Origin of the sequence: Pedobacter sp. AK013, from assembly GCF_014205835.1 — a bacterium.
Lineage (GTDB): Bacteria > Bacteroidota > Bacteroidia > Sphingobacteriales > Sphingobacteriaceae > Pedobacter.
The window spans coordinates 52,688-69,968 of record NZ_JACHCQ010000024.1; the positions used below are offsets into that span (position 1 = coordinate 52,688).

14 protein-coding genes are annotated in these 17,281 nt (G+C 37.0%); 9 read left to right on the plus strand and 5 right to left on the minus strand.

Annotated features, from left to right (window positions below):
• Window positions 1-2 precede the first annotated feature (2 nt).
• The 4 genes from HDC90_RS16200 to HDC90_RS16215 all read left to right on the plus strand — a co-directional run bounded on the left by HDC90_RS16200 (window position 3) and on the right by HDC90_RS16215 (window position 5,806).
• A complete protein-coding gene (locus HDC90_RS16200; RefSeq protein WP_184468180.1) occupies window positions 3-2,090 on the plus strand; it encodes a ComEC/Rec2 family competence protein in 2,088 nt (695 codons plus the stop codon).
• Between the two features lies 1 nt (window position 2,091).
• Window positions 2,092-2,868 (plus strand): enoyl-CoA hydratase/isomerase family protein, encoded by a 777-nt coding sequence (locus HDC90_RS16205; protein WP_184468182.1) that lies wholly within the window; start codon window positions 2,092-2,094, stop codon window positions 2,866-2,868.
• Window positions 2,869-2,891: 23 nt separating this feature from the next.
• Window positions 2,892-3,539 carry a DUF4412 domain-containing protein gene (locus HDC90_RS16210; protein WP_184468184.1) on the plus strand — a complete coding sequence of 216 codons (648 nt, stop codon included), beginning with the start codon at window positions 2,892-2,894 and terminating at the stop codon, window positions 3,537-3,539.
• Window positions 3,540-3,637: 98 nt separating this feature from the next.
• Window positions 3,638-5,806: a S9 family peptidase gene (locus HDC90_RS16215; RefSeq protein ID WP_184468186.1), complete on the plus strand. Its 2,169-nt coding sequence runs from the start codon at window positions 3,638-3,640 to the stop codon at window positions 5,804-5,806.
• Window positions 5,807-5,839: 33 nt separating this feature from the next.
• On the opposite strand, the gene HDC90_RS16220 is transcribed toward HDC90_RS16215, so the two are convergent.
• Together HDC90_RS16220 and HDC90_RS16225 are read right to left on the minus strand one after the other, a co-directional pair.
• A complete protein-coding gene (locus HDC90_RS16220; RefSeq protein ID WP_184468188.1) occupies window positions 5,840-6,550 on the minus strand; it encodes a DUF3307 domain-containing protein in 711 nt (236 codons plus the stop codon).
• Entirely contained in the window at window positions 6,550-7,161 is a 612-nt protein-coding gene (locus HDC90_RS16225) for a SatD family protein (RefSeq protein ID WP_184468190.1), read from the minus strand. The genes HDC90_RS16220 and HDC90_RS16225 overlap by 1 nt, the downstream gene beginning before the upstream one ends.
• 155 nt (window positions 7,162-7,316) lie before the next feature.
• Here HDC90_RS16225 and HDC90_RS16230 point away from each other — a divergent pair, with 155 nt between their 5' ends.
• The 5 genes from HDC90_RS16230 to HDC90_RS16250 all read left to right on the plus strand — a co-directional run bounded on the left by HDC90_RS16230 (window position 7,317) and on the right by HDC90_RS16250 (window position 14,726).
• Complete coding sequence (locus HDC90_RS16230; RefSeq protein ID WP_184468192.1) at window positions 7,317-8,345, plus strand: ligase-associated DNA damage response exonuclease; 1,029 nt, start codon at window positions 7,317-7,319, stop codon at window positions 8,343-8,345.
• 2 nt (window positions 8,346-8,347) lie between these two features.
• Complete coding sequence (locus HDC90_RS16235) at window positions 8,348-9,937, plus strand: ATP-dependent DNA ligase (protein ID WP_184468194.1); 1,590 nt, start codon at window positions 8,348-8,350, stop codon at window positions 9,935-9,937.
• 455 nt (window positions 9,938-10,392) lie between these two features.
• Window positions 10,393-12,870 carry a ligase-associated DNA damage response DEXH box helicase gene (locus HDC90_RS16240; protein WP_184468196.1) on the plus strand — a complete coding sequence of 826 codons (2,478 nt, stop codon included), beginning with the start codon at window positions 10,393-10,395 and terminating at the stop codon, window positions 12,868-12,870.
• Between the two features lie 72 nt (window positions 12,871-12,942).
• The gene (gene pdeM / locus HDC90_RS16245; protein WP_184468198.1) at window positions 12,943-13,581 is read left to right on the plus strand and encodes a ligase-associated DNA damage response endonuclease PdeM; all 639 of its coding nucleotides are present in this window, start codon (window positions 12,943-12,945) and stop codon (window positions 13,579-13,581) included.
• A 20-nt stretch (window positions 13,582-13,601) separates the two neighbouring features.
• Window positions 13,602-14,726 (plus strand): hypothetical protein, encoded by a 1,125-nt coding sequence (locus HDC90_RS16250; protein ID WP_184468200.1) that lies wholly within the window; start codon window positions 13,602-13,604, stop codon window positions 14,724-14,726.
• Here HDC90_RS16250 and trxA read toward each other — a convergent pair.
• The 3 genes from trxA to HDC90_RS16265 all read right to left on the minus strand — a co-directional run bounded on the left by trxA (window position 14,716) and on the right by HDC90_RS16265 (window position 17,232).
• On the minus strand, window positions 14,716-15,012 hold the full coding sequence (trxA, locus tag HDC90_RS16255; protein WP_184468201.1) for a thioredoxin: 297 nt from the start codon (window positions 15,010-15,012) through the stop codon (window positions 14,716-14,718). The genes HDC90_RS16250 and trxA overlap by 11 nt on opposite strands.
• A 160-nt stretch (window positions 15,013-15,172) precedes the next feature.
• Window positions 15,173-15,787, minus strand: a complete 615-nt coding sequence (locus HDC90_RS16260; protein ID WP_184468203.1) for a hypothetical protein — start codon at window positions 15,785-15,787, stop codon at window positions 15,173-15,175.
• Between the two features lie 83 nt (window positions 15,788-15,870).
• On the minus strand, window positions 15,871-17,232 hold the full coding sequence (locus HDC90_RS16265; RefSeq protein WP_184468205.1) for a dihydrolipoamide acetyltransferase family protein: 1,362 nt from the start codon (window positions 17,230-17,232) through the stop codon (window positions 15,871-15,873).
• Window positions 17,233-17,281 lie beyond the last annotated feature (49 nt).

The following is a 17,281-nucleotide window of genomic DNA, read 5'->3' on the forward strand; positions in this document are numbered from 1 at the left end:
CCATGTTTAAGACCGAATATGTTTTTGTCAGGATCCTATTTCCTTTCATTTTAGGTATCTATATTTTTTATTTCTTTCCAGCATTAGTATACATTAAATGGTTGACTTTAACCCTATCTGTTATTTTACTGAGTATTTTATTTTTAAATGTCACTTATAAAAGATTCAATGTATATCGTTACAAAGGTGCTGTTGGTATTTTAATTTATATACTTTTTTTCAGTCTTGGCGGTTTGTTTTGCCTGCTCAATAACGAAAGTTTAAACCAAGGTTACTTTGCAAAAGCTGGGTGCGATTATTTAAAAGTTTGGATTAATAATGAGCCTCAGCAAAATAGTAATATTGTACGCTTTAAAGCAAAGGTATTAACTGGATACAAAAAAAATAAGCAAATGAGCTTATCGGGCCAAATGCTGCTTACTGTAAAATTAGACAGTTTAAACCCCATCAAACTAAAGTATGGCGACGAAATGATGATATCGGTAAAATATACCGAAGTAGAACCTCCATATAATCCTGCAGAATTTGATTTTAAAGCTTGGCTGGGCAGTCAGAATATTTATCACCAGGCATTTATAAATCAGGATCATATCGTTAGCACCAAAAACAATGTCGGTAATCGGGTGATAAAGACGGCTTTAAATATAAGAGAAAAGCAAGTAGCAAAATATAGAACCTTAATTAAAAGTGACGAAGCTTTTGCCGTAGCCTCTACTCTTATTTTAGGCTACCGTGCCGATTTAAGTAAGGAAACTTTATCTGCGTATTCCAATACAGGAACGATCCATGCTTTATCGGTGTCAGGTGCGCATGTGGCAATCATCTATTTCGTTTTAGATTTTATGTTCTTCTTTTTGAATAAGAATCGGGCATTAAGGATGATAAAAATATTAATCGTCTGTACTTTAATTTGGGCATATGCTCTGCTAACCGGATTATCGCCTTCTGTCGTTCGCTCAGCCATAATGATCAGTATTTTAATAACGGCTAAAGTTTTATCTAAGAAAACAAATAGTTATAATGTTTTAGCCTTTTCTGCATTCTGTCAACTCGTTTACAATCCATTTTTAATCTGGGATGTTGGATTTCAACTCTCCTACCTGGCCGTTTTCGGATTAATTTATCTTCAGCCTAAAATTTACAACCTTCTTTATACAGAACATAATTGGATAGATAAATTATGGAGTTTCGTATCCATGTCTTTAGCTGCACAAATAGTTACGTTTCCATTAAGTATTTATTATTTCCATCTATTTCCACTTTATTTCCTTTTTGCGAATCTCTTCATCACCATCCCATTAATATTAATGATGTATTTAGGGATTGTAGTATTAATCCCATCATTCGGATTTTTGGCTCCGGTTTTCGAATGGATAATAAATTTCACAAATGCTACCCTAAAGTGGATTGCTGATTTGCCATATGCCAGCCTTTCATCAATATGGATTAATTTGCCCGAATTTTCCTTATTGAGTCTCTCGTTAGGCTTGTTTATTTATGCATTGACAAAATTTAACAAACAACTTTTGTTTTCTTCTCTACTCCTGTTTGTCTGTTATCAACTTTTAATTGTGCGCGATGATCTAAAGATTTTTAACCAGAGGAAAATCATTTTCTTTTCCCTGAGAAAAAATTATGCGGCGGCATTTATTAATGGAAAAGAAGCTGTTTTAGTTTCAGATTTAAGTAGTGAAGATAAAAACTATTCCTTTTCTATTCAACCGGCATTAACCCAATTACAATTAAAAAAAATATCTATTATTGATTTTAAGAAAGACACCGTTTTAGGGCAGTTCGTATTAAAGAACAATCAAATTGCCTTTTTTCACTATAGGATACTCTTGATTGATGAGAATCTGAATAATAAAAAGATAAATGGAGATGCTACCTTTTCGAGTATTTGGTTAAATGGAAATACTAAATTTAACTTAACCAAAATAGATACTGGTATAAGATATAAAACGGCCATAATAGATGCCACCAATAAAGATTATAAAATTCAGATCTTAAAGAAGTATATCGAGAATAATGATATAGATGTACAGGTTTTAAAGAAAAATAAAGCATATTTGGTACAACTAACCCAATAACATGGAAAATCTGGTTTTATATCAGGTTGCTGAAAGAATAGCAACGATAACGATCAACAGGACCGAAAAGAGAAATGCATTAAACCCTCAACTTATTGCTGAATTAACCTCCGCATTTATAAAAGCATCAGAAGATGACCTGGTAAAAGTAGTCATATTAAATGCAAATGGTGGTGCTTTTAGTGCTGGTGCCGATTTAGCATATCTTCAGCAATTACAGCACAATACATTTGAAGAAAACGTAGCCGACTCTAATCATTTAAAAAAACTATTTACAACCATTTATTATTTGCCAAAGGTAGTTATTGCCCAGGTAGAAGGTCATGCCATTGCTGGTGGCTGTGGTTTGGCAACCATATGTGATATTGTTTTCGCTACCCCTGAAAGTAATTTTGGTTATACTGAAGTAAAAATAGGTTTCGTACCAGCAATAGTTTCTTGTTTTTTAAAACAAAAGGTGAGCGAATCCATCGCCAAAGAAATTTTACTAACAGGCAAAACCTTCTCTGCCGAGCAGGCATTGAAATATAATTTGATAAATTTTGTAACAAATTCATCCGAAATTCATCAAAAAACAAGAGAATTTGCATTAAGTTTGTGTACAGAAAGTTCGGGCAATTCATTAATGGTTACCAAACAGCTGATTACTCAAACTGTTAATCCGAACTTAGAAAAGAGTTTGGAAACCGCGGTACAGATCAATGCCATGGTAAGAGAAAGTGAAGATTTTAAAAAAGGGATTTCTTCGTTTTTGAAAAAAGAAAAAATTAATTGGTAAATAACTAAAAACTGAAATAAAACATGTTCAAATCAATCAAAACCAGTGTTGTAGCTTTAATCTTGGTAAGTACTGCTATAATTGCCCATGCACAAAAGAAAATTGCTGAAGGTACTTTGGTATTTGCAGTAACGGCTAATGGCGCAACAACTGACATTAAAACTAAATTTAATGGTAGTTTAACCAAAATAGAAATTGAAAATGGCCCAGCCATGGTGAATATCATTTCAAATACGGCAGATAAAACCGGATTATTATTAATTGATGTTCCGGTGGCTCAAAAACAATTCGCGGTAAAGGTGAGCAAAGCAGAAACAGAAGCACAAGAAGCTTTATTACCCAAATATTCTGACTATAAAGCAACTGGAGAAAAACAGACAATTGCTGGGTTTAGTGCTGAAAAATACACTTACAAAGATGACAAAGGTGGAGCGCATGAGTTATGGGCAACTAAAGATGTTGATATTGCGGCAATTACCAATGGTGGTTTCTTCAAAGGTTTGGGAGCTCTTCCTGTAAAATATTCGGCAGTAATTAATGGTGTAAATTCAGACTTGGTTCTAAAATCTCTTTCTGAAGCTAAAGTAGGCGCCATTAATACTGAAATTCCTACTGGTTACGAGGTAGTAACTATGGACGAATTGAAAGCAATGCAAGGTGGTGGTGAATAATTAACCAATTCCAGATAATTTACAGCTTTTTAACTGCAGGCTTTTTATTTAAATTAGCCCGAAAGTTAAAAAGCTTTTTTTATGTCCAAAAATTATATATGATTAAAAGATTATTATTCAGGTTATCAATTGCTTGTATAGCATTTTGTTCGATAATTGATGCAAAAGCTCAAAATATCAATTGGGCAAAAGACGGCAACTCCTACTACCAGATTGCAAATGGAGAAATTATTTCGGTTACTCTCCCTAAAAGCGACAGAAAAACAATTTTATCGAGGGCACTGTTAACGCCTGCCGGAAAAGATAATGCCATAGCAGTAAGAAGTTTTCAATTGTCTGATGATGGTACAAAAGCATTGATTTATACCAACAGTAAAAAAGTTTGGCGTTACGAAACGCGTGGCGATTATTGGTTGGCAGATTTAACTGCTAATAAGATTACCCAGATTGGAAAAGATAAACCGGCCTCATCTCTGATGTTTGCGAAATTATCGCCCGATGGCAGCAAGGTTGCTTATGTAAGTAAACACAACTTGTATGTAGAAAATATTGATGGCACTGGGGCAAAGGCCTTAACTACTGATGGTACCGCGCGAATGATTAACGGTACTTTCGATTGGGTTTATGAAGAAGAATTTGATTGCCGTGATGGTTTTAGATGGAGTCCGGATGGCAAATCTATCGCTTATTGGCAACTTGATGCAACGAAGATCAAAAATTTCTTAATGATCAACAATACAGATTCCATTTATCCGTACACCATCCCTGTTGAATATCCAAAGGTGGGAGAAAATCCGTCTGCCTGTAAAGTTGGTGTGGTTGATGTTACAACAGCTAAAACAAATTGGCTGAATGTTCCTGGAGATAATATTCAGCACTATATTCCACGTATGCAATGGGTTCCGAACAGCAATAATATCATTTTACAGCAGCTTAACCGCGAGCAGAACGAAAGTAAGGTATTTATCTGCAATGCCGGTACAGGTGATGCAAAAGTTGTTTATACTGAAAAGGCAAAAGCATGGATCGATGCACAGGATGAATGGAAATGGCTTAATGACAATAAAGAATTTACCATCGTATCAGACAAAGATGGTTGGGATCACCTGTACAGGATCAGTATTGATGGAAAAAAAGAAACTTTGGTTACGAAAGGCAATTATGATGTGATTGATGTAAAATTGATCGATGTAAAAAATAACTTGGTTTATTTTCTGGCCTCACCAACAAATGCTACTCAGAAGTACCTTTTCAAAACTAAATTAGATGGCAAAGGTAAATTAGAACAGGTTACGCCTTCGGTTTTACCGGGAACACACAATTACGATATTTCGCCTAATGCTGCTTTTGCACGCCATTCGTATAACAGTTCGCTTGTTAAGCCAATTGCAGAGTGGATGAACTTTACTACAGGGAATCCATTTACAATGGATGGAAGCATTACTACACAATTAGCTAAACAGCCGGCAACCAAAAACAAAGTTGATTTTTTTAAAGTAACTACTGAGGATGGCATTGAAATGGATGGTTGGATGAAAAAACCTGATAACTTTAATCCAAGTAAGAAATATCCTGTTCTATTCTATGTTTATGGCGAGCCTGCAAGTGCAACGGCGACAGATGTTAATGGTGCAGGTACAAATCGTTTATATGATGGCGATATGGCTAAAGATGGTTATATCTATATTTCGATGGATAATAGAGGCGCACCTCTTCCAAAAGGAAGCTCGTGGCGTAAAAGTATTTATAAAAATATTGGTGTGATCAATATTCGGGATCAGGCTATGGCCGCTAAAAAATTATTGGCTACCCATGCTTATATGGATAAAGACCGAGTGGCTGTTTGGGGCTGGAGTGGTGGCGGTTCTTCTACATTAAACCTAATGTTCCAATATCCTGAAATTTATAAAACAGGTATTGCAATTGCGGCTGTTGGCAATCAATTAACTTACGATAATGTTTATCAGGAACGTTATATGGGTACACCTTTTCCAAGTAAAGAGGCTTATATTAAAGGCTCTCCCATTACTTATGCCAAAAACTTAAAAGGTAATTTATTATACATCCATGGCACAGGCGACGATAATGTGCATTATCAAAATGCCGAAATACTGATTAACGAGCTAATTAAAAACGAAAAGGTTTTTCAATTGATGAGTTATCCAAACCGTACCCACAGCATCTCTGAGGGCGAAGGAACCGGTAAACATTTATCTTTAACTTATACTAAGTTTTTAAAAGAAAATTGCCCTCCAGGAGCAAGATAGAAAAATTTAAAAGCAGCTTTCGGGCTGCTTTTTTTATGCGATAAACATTTGAATAAGCATGGCAGTTACAATAGCTATACCAAAGCTTAACAAAGTGCCAATTAGTACATATTCTGTTAATTTAAGGTCGTGCGCTTCTTTTAAATCGCCGAACCGAAATATAGATTTGGCTGCAAGTAAAAAGCCAACGGCTTCGAAATGATTGGTTAAGATAAACAAGAAAATCAGCACTCTTTCCAATATCCCGATATATTTACCTGCATTCTCTAACGATTTTGGGCTATCAGGCTGATTATCTGGGATCCATTTAGCAATGATCACCTTCATTACAATCGATGTAGGCATAGTTAAAAACAAAGCCCCCGCTATTAAAAGCCATGTTTTGGTTTCATTAAAAAAACTGATGTTTAAACTTCCTTTATAAAAAAAGTGCCACACCACTATTATCGAAGTAAAATGCAGAACCTGATCAGCAAAAAACAGTATCCGGGCATTTTTCTTGGTCTGAAAAATTGATTTTAGCGCATCAATCAAAAGATGAAATACCCCTATTGAAAATGCAACCTTCCAAACGCCAAAGTCTAAAAAAATAAGGAATATCAAAGCTATGTGGATGACCACATGCAAATAGAGCTTTATTGAGCTTAATTTCTTCCTTTCTTTATCTTTTACCCAAGCGTTTGGTTGTAAAAAGAAATCTCCAATTAAATGGGCAAGAATAAGCTTGATTAAATAGATATCCATTATTTTAAAATCATTTGGTTCAATTTTTTACGGTAAAGCTTATCCATTTCCATAATTTCGGTATAATGTGCACGTTTCAATGCTTCACTTACGGATGATTGCGTTCGGCCCGAAATGGCTGCCAGTTCACTTTGTAATAGGTTATTGTTCTCTAACGCAAGTTTTACCATTTCAGCAGCTACAACTCCCCAGCTATCCATTGATATTAGCGAAAGCTTTATTAAGACATTAATTTCCTCATCAAAATCAGCGGAATCAGTTTTAATGGCTAAATTAACCTTAGCTTGTTTTAAACTATCAAATGCCGCTCCTGAATTTACAAAAGCATCTCCACTGGATTCTGAAAGTTTTTTCCGCTTGTTTTTGATATCACCAATTCCAATGCCCATCCTTACATCCGCAGGTTTATTTATCCTGATACATGCTTTTAAATACGCAGCAGCCCTGATGGCATTTTCTGGCTCAACTTCTACCTGGAAACTATCTCCCCGGTAAATCTCCCACTTGCTATTCTGATCGGAAACAGCTTTTAAAGCAGCTTTTAGACTTAATAACCAAGTATCTTTAATCTTTCTTGAGCCTACAATATCGCCTGTTATAATGCAAATCATATTACAATATCGAACTTATTATCCATATTTCAAAACTAATATCGGCTAATTAGCCGATATTTCTATTTATCGGGTAATTAGCCGATATTTTAAATTATCGGGTATTTAGCCGATATTCATATAAAACTAATTAATAACTTTATTGTTTAGTAGCTATGGCATTAATAGAATTTACCAAAAGAGGAATCTACTGTAAACAGGGTGATTTTTACGTAGACCCCTGGTGGCCTGTAGATTATGCTGTAACCACACATGGGCACAGCGATCACGTACGTTTTGGAAACAAATATTACCTGTGCCATACTTTAACCAAACCCATAATCAAACGCAGGATCAGTGAAGATTTAAATATAGAAACACTAGGGTATGGAGAAAGCATTACCCGTAATGGCGTAAACATTTCTTTTTTTCCTGCCGGGCACATTATTGGCTCCGCACAGGTACGTTTGGAATATAAAGGTGAAATTTGTGTAATCTCTGGCGATTATAAAATTGAAGACGATGGCATTACCACTCCTTTTGAGCCTGTGAAGTGTCATTCTTTTGTTTCAGAAAGCACTTTTGGCCTGCCAGTCTACAAATGGCAAAAACAGGAAATTGTTTTCAACGGAATTAGGAGCTGGGTGCATGATAACATCAATCAACAGAAAACAAGCGTATTGATTGCCTATAGTTTGGGCAAAGCACAGCGTTTAGTTAAAAACCTGGCTGGCGATATCCCTATTTATGTACACAACAGTATTGCCAACCTGAATGAAGTGATTATGGAAGCCGGAGTAAACCTTCCTAAAACCATCAGAATTACTCCTGAAACCACTAAAGATGAATTACAAAAAGGAATTGTAATTGTACCGCCTGCTATGAGGGATAGCCGATGGATCAAAAATTTATCGCATCCCGTTACCGGTATATGTTCTGGCTGGATGCAGGTGCGGGCACACCGCCGATGGCAAAGTGCCGATGCTGGTTTTGCACTGAGCGACCATGCAGATTGGCCAGGTTTAATGGCGGCCATTACCGCAACAGGTGCCGAAAAAGTATATGTTACCCATGGTTTTACAGCTGCATTTAGCCGCTTTTTAAATGACGAAGGTATAGAAGCGGCAGAAGTTTTGACCAGGTTTGGCCAGGAAGATGATGAAGAAAATAAAGTAGATTTAGTTGATCAAAATGAAAATAAATAACGATGAAACGTTTTGCTCAATTGATCCAGCAGCTCGAATTGAGCAATAAAACCAACGATAAAATTGCGGCATTGGTTAATTATTTTAACTACGCTGATGATAAAGACAAAGTATGGGTTATTGCGTTATTTACAGGTAAAAAACCTAAAAGACCAATTAAATCAGCCCTGCTTAAATACTGGGCCATAAACATTACCAGAACCCCCGAATGGTTATTTTCCGAAAGTTATGCCAATGTTGGCGATTTAAGTGAAACTATTGCGCTGTTATTACCTCCTGCCGAAAATACCTCTGATTTTCAATTGCATACCTGGATAGAAGAGTTGCACAATCTGGAGGGTAAAGATGATGAAACCAAAAAAGAATTTATTCTGAGCGCATGGAATAAACTTGAAACACAGGAACGCTTTATTTTTAATAAACTGATTTCGGGCAATTTCAGGATCGGTGTTTCCAATAAAATGTTGGTGAATGCATTGGCCAAACAAAGCAGTTTAGATAGCGCCCAGATTATGCATAGCATTATGGGAAAATGGAATCCTTATGAAATCACTTTTCATGAACTGATAAATGGTATCCATGTAAATACCGATAATTCCTGGCCTTACCCCTTTTGCCTGGCCTATGCCTTAGAACAAGCGCCAGAAAAACTGGGAGATATTTCTGAATGGCAGGCAGAATGGAAATGGGACGGTATACGTGGGCAGATTGTAAAACGGAATGGAGAACTCTTTATCTGGAGCCGTGGCGAAGAGCTGGTTACAGATCAATTTCCCGAATTGCATTTTATGATCGGTGTTTTGCCCGATGGGGTGGTCTTAGACGGCGAAATACTGGCTGTGCAAGATAAACAGGTTTTATCATTTAGTACATTGCAACAACGCTTAAACCGTAAAACGATTAGTAAAAAACAATTGGAAGATGCACCCATCGTTTTTTTTGTTTATGATATTTTAGAATATGAAGCCAAGGATTTTAGGGAAGAACCTTTAAGCGCTAGAAGAAAGATACTTGAGCAACTGATGGGTGGTTTAGACGGAAGTCCGGTGATGATATCTCCCGTAATCAATTGCAGTTCGTGGGATGAACTGGCCGGTTTAAGACAAACTTCGCGCTCGATTAACAGTGAAGGCATTATGCTTAAAAAGCTAACCTCTCATTATCATAGTGGACGAAAACGGGGTGATTGGTGGAAGTGGAAAATCAACCCGTACACGGTTGATGCCGTAATGATCTATGCGCAAAAAGGAAGCGGTAGAAGGGCCAATTTCTTTACCGATTATACTTTTGCTGTTCGTGATGGAGAAAATCTGGTAACTATTGCAAAAGCCTACTCGGGCTTAACCGATAAAGAGATAAAAGAGGTAAACAGTTTTGTAACCCGCAATGCAATCGAAAAATTCGGCCCGGTACGTACGGTAAAACCCGAGTTGGTTTTCGAAATTGCATTTGAAGGAATTGCTGAAAGTAAACGACATAAAGCAGGTTTAGCTTTGCGTTTTCCACGTATATTGCGGTGGCGAAAAGATAAAAAAGCCGATGAAATTAATACGTTGGAAGATTTGAGGCAGTTATTACAATCTACCTTGTAAGGAGATTCCATGATCCGTTAGGATAAAAGTCAGGGAAGTAGTTTCAGTAATCTGCAAATTTGATAACTAAGTCTAACAAAGTAGTTTTTAGAAAATCAGGTTCCTGTGCGCATCGGAATCGAAAGCCCTGCCATTCGCTTTACTTCGCCCGATGAAAAATCGGGCTTGTGTTCGCTACTGTCAGGTTTAGCATACTTAGATTTGCCTCTCGATTTTAAACCCGACAGCAGCGATACCCTTTTTTGTTATTAATAAATTAACATTTAACCGTAATTAAAAAAAAGGTAAAGCGAATGGCGGGACCGCTGTAACCGAAGGATTACTGTTATTGATTTCCAAGAAATAATATTAAGCCTTGGTCTGTGTCTGCACAGACAAATTATATAATTCGGGAATTTTCGGTCTGAGTGAACACAGGCTGAGGAACATAATTATAAAAAGAAACAATACTGAGAATGGACCAAACCAAAACCAAAGGTTATAAAAAGATAAAAGCCTGGCTAAAGACCAATAAACGCAAGCCCTTTCAGTTTCAGGAAGATGCATGGCAGTATTATTTGGATGGTTATAGTGGCTTGGTAAATGCACCTACGGGCTTCGGAAAAACTTTTTCTTTATTTCTAGCGGTAGTGATTGAAGCCTTAAATGCCTCAGATGCTAATAACAAGAAAGCAAAAGATCGTTTGCAGTTAATCTGGATTACCCCGCTCCGCTCCTTGGCCAAAGATATTGCAAGGGCTATGCGCGAAACTTTATTGGAGCTGGAACTGGATTGGCACGTAGGTGTCCGCAATGGCGATACCTCCCAAGCAGAAAAATTGCAGCAGAAAAAATCAATGCCTGAAATTTTGTTGATTACCCCGGAAAGCCTGCACTTATTATTGGCACAAAAAGGCGCTTCAACTTTATTCAGAAATCTTAAGTGTATTGTTGCTGATGAATGGCACGAACTTTTGGGGAGTAAACGTGGTGTATTGGTAGAATTGGCGATATCACGGATTAAAGGGCTACAAAAATTAGAGAAAAACCAGTTTTTAAGAATTTGGGGAATCTCAGCAACCATTGGAAATATTGAGGAAGCTTTAGATGTATTAGCGCCAAATTTAGAAGCCAAAAGAATCATTGTTAAGGCCGATTTGGAAAAGAAAATTCAGATCAAATCAATCTTACCTGATGACATCGAAACATTGCCCTGGGCAGGGCATTTGGGTTTAAAACTAGCTTATAAACTTTTACCGATTATCGAGAAAAGTAAAACTACTTTAATTTTTATCAATACCCGTGGGCAATCGGAAATGTGGTACCAACATTTGTTGAATATTGAACCAGAACTGGCTGGTCGGATTGCCATACACCATGGATCTATAGATTTCGAACTCCGTAACTGGATTGAAGATGCCTTACATACCGGGCAGCTCAAAGCAGTTATTGCCACTTCATCGTTAGATCTGGGTGTAGATTTTAAACCTGTTGATACGGTAGTTCAGGTAGGGTCGCCAAAAGGTGTAGCAAGGTTTTTGCAAAGAGCGGGGCGCTCTGGCCACTCTCCTCACGAAATATCTAAAATATATTTTTTACCTACCCATGCTTTAGAATTGGTGGAAGCAGCAGCAATTAAAGAAGCAGCCAAAACAAACAATATAGAAAGCCGTGAGCCTTTTATTATGGTATTTGATACCCTGGTTCAGTATTTGGTTACATTGGCCATAGGCGATGGATTTGATGATAAAATTATTTACGAAGAGATTAAGAACACCCATGCTTTTAAACTTATCCTCCCCGAAGAATGGACCTGGGTAATGCAGTTCATTACCTCTGGAGGAGACAGTTTAAGTGCCTACACCGAATTTAAAAAAGTGGTTAAGGATGAAGATGGGCTTTGGAAAGTGAAGAGCAGACAATTGGCTATGCGGCACAGGTTACATATCGGAACAATCGTAAGTGACGCGATGCTGAAAGTTAAATTCATTTCTGGTGGTTACATTGGCATGATAGAAGAATATTTTGTTACCCGTTTAAAAGCTGGCGATAATTTTAGGTTGGCAGGAAGAGTTTTAGAATTTATCCAGGTAAAAGACATGACTGTTGTGGTGCGGGTTAGTAAACAGAAAAATGCAATCTCTCCGAGCTGGAATGGTGGCCGTTTACCCCTCTCTTCCAATTTAGGTTCAGTTTTAAGAAAAAAATACAACGAAGCATTGGATAAAACACATCAGGATGAAGAATTAGATTTAGTATATCCTTTGTTTTTACTTCAGGAAAAACGTTCTCATGTGCCCAAAAACGACGAATTACTGATAGAACTCATTAACAATAAAGAAGGTTTTCACCTCTTTGCCTACCCATTTGAAGGGCGTTTGGTGCATGAGGTTTTGGCGGCGCTAGTAGCCTATCGTTTAAGTAAATTGCTGCCCATCAGTTTTTCTATTGCCATGAATGATTATGGCTTCGAGCTCTTGAGCGAAACAGAAATCCCTATGGATGAATCGATTGCCTACGAGGTTTTTTCGCCGGAAAATTTAACTGAAGACATTACATTGAGCATCAATTCAACAGAAATGGCAAGACGAAAATTCAGGGATATTGCCTGCATTTCGGGACTCGTTTTTCAGGGCTATCCGGGTAAATATGTAGCCAATAAGCACCTCCAGTCATCTGCTGGTTTATTTTTTAATGTTTTTAGCGATTACGATAAACATAATTTACTTTTGCGACAGGCATACGACGAGGTTTTTTACCAACAACTGGAAGAGCCAAGATTGGCAGCTGCATTAGATCGAATCCAACATGGAACGATTGTGATTACCAACCCAAAAAGCTTTACACCGCTATCCTTCCCAATTAAAGTGGATAGTCTGCGTGAAAATATGAGTTCGGAAGAATTAGAGCAGCGGATTGTCAGAATGAAAGCCGAAGCAGAAAGAATTAAATAGATCATCTTCTTGTGCCCCGTTGAAGTTTAAAAGATCCTTCTACGGGCTCAGGATGACAATAGCATAAAATAAATGACCATTACAAGCCAAGGGGAAGAGTTGATTCTAGATAAGGAAAGGGCTTTATTTTTACCCAAGCATCAGCTTTTAGCTATTAGTGATTTGCATTTGGGTAAATCCGCACATTTCCGTCAGGCGGGTTTGCAAGTGCCTGCTACTATTGCCCAAACAGACCTTCAACGCCTAAGTTTACTAATTAAACAATATCATCCTAAAACATTGTTAATTAATGGAGATATGTTTCATCATGGTTTGAATACCGATATTGATGAATTTTCAGCTTGGAGAAAACAATACCAGGAGCTTAACTTTCTATTGGTAAAAGGGAATCACGATAGGCTTTCGGACGCCAATTATGCTGCAATGAACATAGAAATACATGAGCCTAGCTTTTGCCTAGGGCCATTCTGCTTTATTCATGATGCTCCAAATGGTATGAGAGAAGAATTATATCCAATCAGTGGTCATATCCATCCAGGAGTTACCATTGTGGGCAAAGCCAAACAACGGCTAAAGTTTCCATGTTTCTTCTTCGGGAAAGAATATGCCGTTTTACCTGCCTTTAGTTTATTTACGGGCTTATATACCATTTATCCTAAAGCTAGCGAAAGAATATTTGCTGTAACGCCTAAATGTGTTTTAGAGGTGTAGAAAACTTTTATATTAGCACAATGTTTTTACGACGCCTGATTTTCGGCCTATTTCTCACCACTCTCAGTCATTCAGCTAATGCTCAAAAGGCATACATAAATCCTGGAGTAGATACAACAGATGTAAGGATAAAAGAAGTTATTCAATTCTATCAAAATTATTTGGCCGATTTTAAAGGTAAGAAATTACCTGATTTTAATAAGTATTGGTCAGCTGAAGACTGTAAAAACTTTAAAATCCCCGATCCATCAGTTTATGGTATCGGCGGCGATTATCCAACTGTTTCTATGGCAACGGTAAAAACTATTTTTTATGTGAAGCCCTTATCCGATTCGCTATTTATCCTTAAAACTACTGGTGGCTGGATAGACTCTCTTAAAACCTACAATTTGTTGTATAATTCCAATCACTATATCAAGAAGACGAAATTAAAACGTTTGGAATTTATTACACCGTACCAATACTCTATTGATCAATGGGAATCTAAAAAAGTTAGAAATGTTACTTTTTTTTATCCAAAAAAGATAAAATTTAATAGTGCCCGGGCAGATGAGTTAATTAATCAGATTAAAAAACTAGAAAAAGACTGGAACACCTCTCCCATTGAGATTAAGTATTTTTACACATTAACGTATGATGAAATTCAATTTATAAGAGGTTTCGATTTTACAATGGGTTTAGGAAATGCAGACAAACCCACTGGTATTTCAAATCAAACAGATAATATTGTTTATTGTGCTGGAAGCGGCGAGAATTATTTTCATGAGGTGGTTCATATTTACCTAAATCCAATGCATAAGAATTCTCCACTAAATGAAGGATTGGCAGTATTTTATGGTGGTTCAATGGGGCACCCACTTAAATGGCATATTAAGCGTTTACAAGATTACTTAATCAACCATCGTGCAATAGATTTGGGCAAACTGGATAATTTTTACTTTATGGATAATTATACCAATCCCAATAGTACCATACTTGGAATGTTTTGCCAGTTAGCTTATGATCGGGATAAAATAAACGGACTAAAGCGAATGATGGCTTATACCTCAATAAAAGAAATATTAGATAAAGAATTCAATATCAGACCTGAAAATCAAAATGAAGCATTAAGAAAGCTGATTTACAATTACAAAGCTATCGATTAGCATCGATAACCTGTTTCAACTGTGCTGCCTGTGCCACACCGCTTTGACGCCAAACGGGTCTGCCTTGCTTAAATAGAATTAAAGTGGGGACACTTTGTACATTAAAAGCAGCCGCCGCAGGTTGGTTTTTATCTATATCTACTTTAATAATCGATACCGAATCGCCCACTTGTGATTTTAATTGTTCCAAGATCGGTTTCATCATTTTGCATGGGCCACACCACTCAGCAAAAAAATCAACAAGAACGGGCTTATCACCGTTAATTAAATCTGAAAACTTAGCCATGATATTTGTCTTTATTTAGAAACAACTATAAATTAAATTGGTTTTTAAAGAAAATTCGTCATTTCGAACAAAGTGCAACGTAGTTGAGAAATCTATTATAGAACTCTCCATTCCGCTATGCTTCAGTCGAGATGACGAATTTAATTGACTAATTATTCAATTAAGCGCTTATTGGCAACTCTGTGGCTAAGGCTGTAACCCAACCATCAAATAAAGCTTTTTCGATTTTGATTACCTCAGTTGCATGGTTTTCCCAATCATTTGAAAAACTAACCAGTTGGTTTATCATTTCTTCTAAGTGGCCTTCTTCTTCTAGTATAATCGATTTAACATTTACCTTGCTTTTTGCATCATCTAAAACCGCCTGATAAATTGGATACAATTCATCGGCTCGCACTTCGATGGCGTAAGTAACAAATAAATAGGCCGCGAATTTTAAATCGTAACCGGAAAGATTAAATACAGCTTTTAAATAACGGCAAACCGCAATATCTAAAGCATGTAAATAGTATTTTGTATGATTTGGAGATAACAACTCGGCATTGGTGTAAGTTTTACAAAGTGCCCCGTCTATCTTTGAAATCTGCTTTTTTAAATAATAAGCATGCCGATGTTCTTCTGCAGCGTGTTTGAGAATAATCAGGTTTACATTTTCTTTATGCTCTGAAGCCGAAATTTTCTTTGCACCTGCATTTTCCATATAAGATAATGTATTTAACCATTTGGCATGCAATACATTATCAGAAACTATTGATTTTAAATTTGACGTTAACATTCTCGATTGTTAAACTAGTAAATTGTTTTAATTATCGGCATTATGCCAACTAAAAACTGTTAATTACAAAGACTATGACCTAATTAAATCTCCCTGTTTAGATCCCAGCTTTCTAAATAATCAGCCACCCTGCGCACAAACATTCCTCCCAAAGAACCATCTACAACCCTGTGATCATAAGACAGGGAAAGGAACATCATATGCCTGATTGCAATTACGTCGCCATGCTCAGTTTCCAGCACTGCAGGTTTCTTTTTTATGGCGCCTACCGCCAAAATAGCCACCTGTGGTTGGTTAATAATTGGCGTCCCCATTACATTTCCGAAACTACCTACATTGGTTAACGTAAAAGTTCCACCTTGCGTTTCATCAGGTTTTAATTTGGAGTTTCTCGCTCTTGCAGCTAAATCATTAACTGCTTTTGTTAAACCAACTAAATTTAACTGATCGGCATTTTTAATTACAGGAACGATTAGATTCCCGCTCGGTAAAGCAGCAGCCATACCGATATTGATATTGCCTTTTTTGATGATCTGCGTTCCGTTGACCGAAACGTTGATCATCGGAAAATCTTTTATTGCTTTTGCCACAGCCTCTACAAATATTGGCGTAAAGGTTATTTTTTCATTTTCGCGCTTTTCGAAACTGTTTTTCACTTTGTTTCTCCATAAAACCATATTGGTTACATCGGCTTCAACAAATGAAGTAACATGTGGCGAAGTGCTTTTGCTCATAACCATGTGGTCGGCAATTAGCTTACGCATCCTGTCCATCTCAATAATTTCATCGCCGCCACTTACTGATGTGGTAGATGGTTTACTGGTAACAGCAGGTTGTTCCGCAAGATTAGCGTTAGATTTGCGCTCACTTGCTATTTCAACCGGAGGTGGCGGAGCCAAAATAACAGTTTGCGATTTAATTACATTTTCACCATTTCTGTTGGCGATATAATTCAATAAATCGTCTTTATTTAAACGTCCATCAGCACCAGATCCTTTAATAGCATCTAATTCAGCCAGTGATATATTTTCCTGGGCAGCAATACTTTTAACCAAAGGGGAATAAAAGCGATCAGACGAGCTAAAATCAGCTGCTGTAGTTTTATTTTCTGACGGAAGCTGCTCAATACCAGGAATGGCTTCAACTTTTTCTTCCATAGCAGGTATTTCAGCAACAGGTGTTTCAACCGTAGGATGATCCCCACCTTCAGTTTCAATAATGGCAATTACATCGCCAACCTGGGCAACTTCATCTTCCGCAAATAACTGTTTTACCAATTTACCGGCAACCGGAGAAGGAACTTCAGAATCTACCTTATCAGTAGCGATTTCCAGAATGGTATCATCTAAATCAATAGAATCACCTGGTTGTTTTACCCATTTAATCACGGTTGCTTCCGCAACACTTTCACCCATTTTTGGTAACAATAGTTCGTATTGAGCCATATTAAATTACAGTATTTTATATTGGTAACGCTGCAAAAATACAGTTTTT

Excerpts from the sequence above, each read along its gene's own strand:
- HDC90_RS16200 (WP_184468180.1), top strand. The coding sequence starts at position 3 with ATGTTTAAGACCGAATATGTTTTTGTCAGGATCCTATTTCCTTTCATT.
- HDC90_RS16205 (WP_184468182.1), top strand. The coding sequence starts at position 2,092 with ATGGAAAATCTGGTTTTATATCAGGTTGCTGAAAGAATAGCAACGATA.
- HDC90_RS16210 (WP_184468184.1), top strand. The coding sequence starts at position 2,892 with ATGTTCAAATCAATCAAAACCAGTGTTGTAGCTTTAATCTTGGTAAGT.
- HDC90_RS16215 (WP_184468186.1), top strand. The coding sequence starts at position 3,638 with ATGATTAAAAGATTATTATTCAGGTTATCAATTGCTTGTATAGCATTT.
- HDC90_RS16220 (WP_184468188.1), bottom strand. The coding sequence starts at position 6,550 with ATGGATATCTATTTAATCAAGCTTATTCTTGCCCATTTAATTGGAGAT.
- HDC90_RS16225 (WP_184468190.1), bottom strand. The coding sequence starts at position 7,161 with ATGATTTGCATTATAACAGGCGATATTGTAGGCTCAAGAAAGATTAAA.
- HDC90_RS16230 (WP_184468192.1), top strand. The coding sequence starts at position 7,317 with ATGGCATTAATAGAATTTACCAAAAGAGGAATCTACTGTAAACAGGGT.
- HDC90_RS16235 (WP_184468194.1), top strand. The coding sequence starts at position 8,348 with ATGAAACGTTTTGCTCAATTGATCCAGCAGCTCGAATTGAGCAATAAA.
- HDC90_RS16240 (WP_184468196.1), top strand. The coding sequence starts at position 10,393 with ATGGACCAAACCAAAACCAAAGGTTATAAAAAGATAAAAGCCTGGCTA.
- pdeM (WP_184468198.1), top strand. The coding sequence starts at position 12,943 with ATGACCATTACAAGCCAAGGGGAAGAGTTGATTCTAGATAAGGAAAGG.
- HDC90_RS16250 (WP_184468200.1), top strand. The coding sequence starts at position 13,602 with ATGTTTTTACGACGCCTGATTTTCGGCCTATTTCTCACCACTCTCAGT.
- trxA (WP_184468201.1), bottom strand. The coding sequence starts at position 15,012 with ATGGCTAAGTTTTCAGATTTAATTAACGGTGATAAGCCCGTTCTTGTT.
- HDC90_RS16260 (WP_184468203.1), bottom strand. The coding sequence starts at position 15,787 with ATGTTAACGTCAAATTTAAAATCAATAGTTTCTGATAATGTATTGCAT.
- HDC90_RS16265 (WP_184468205.1), bottom strand. The coding sequence starts at position 17,232 with ATGGCTCAATACGAACTATTGTTACCAAAAATGGGTGAAAGTGTTGCG.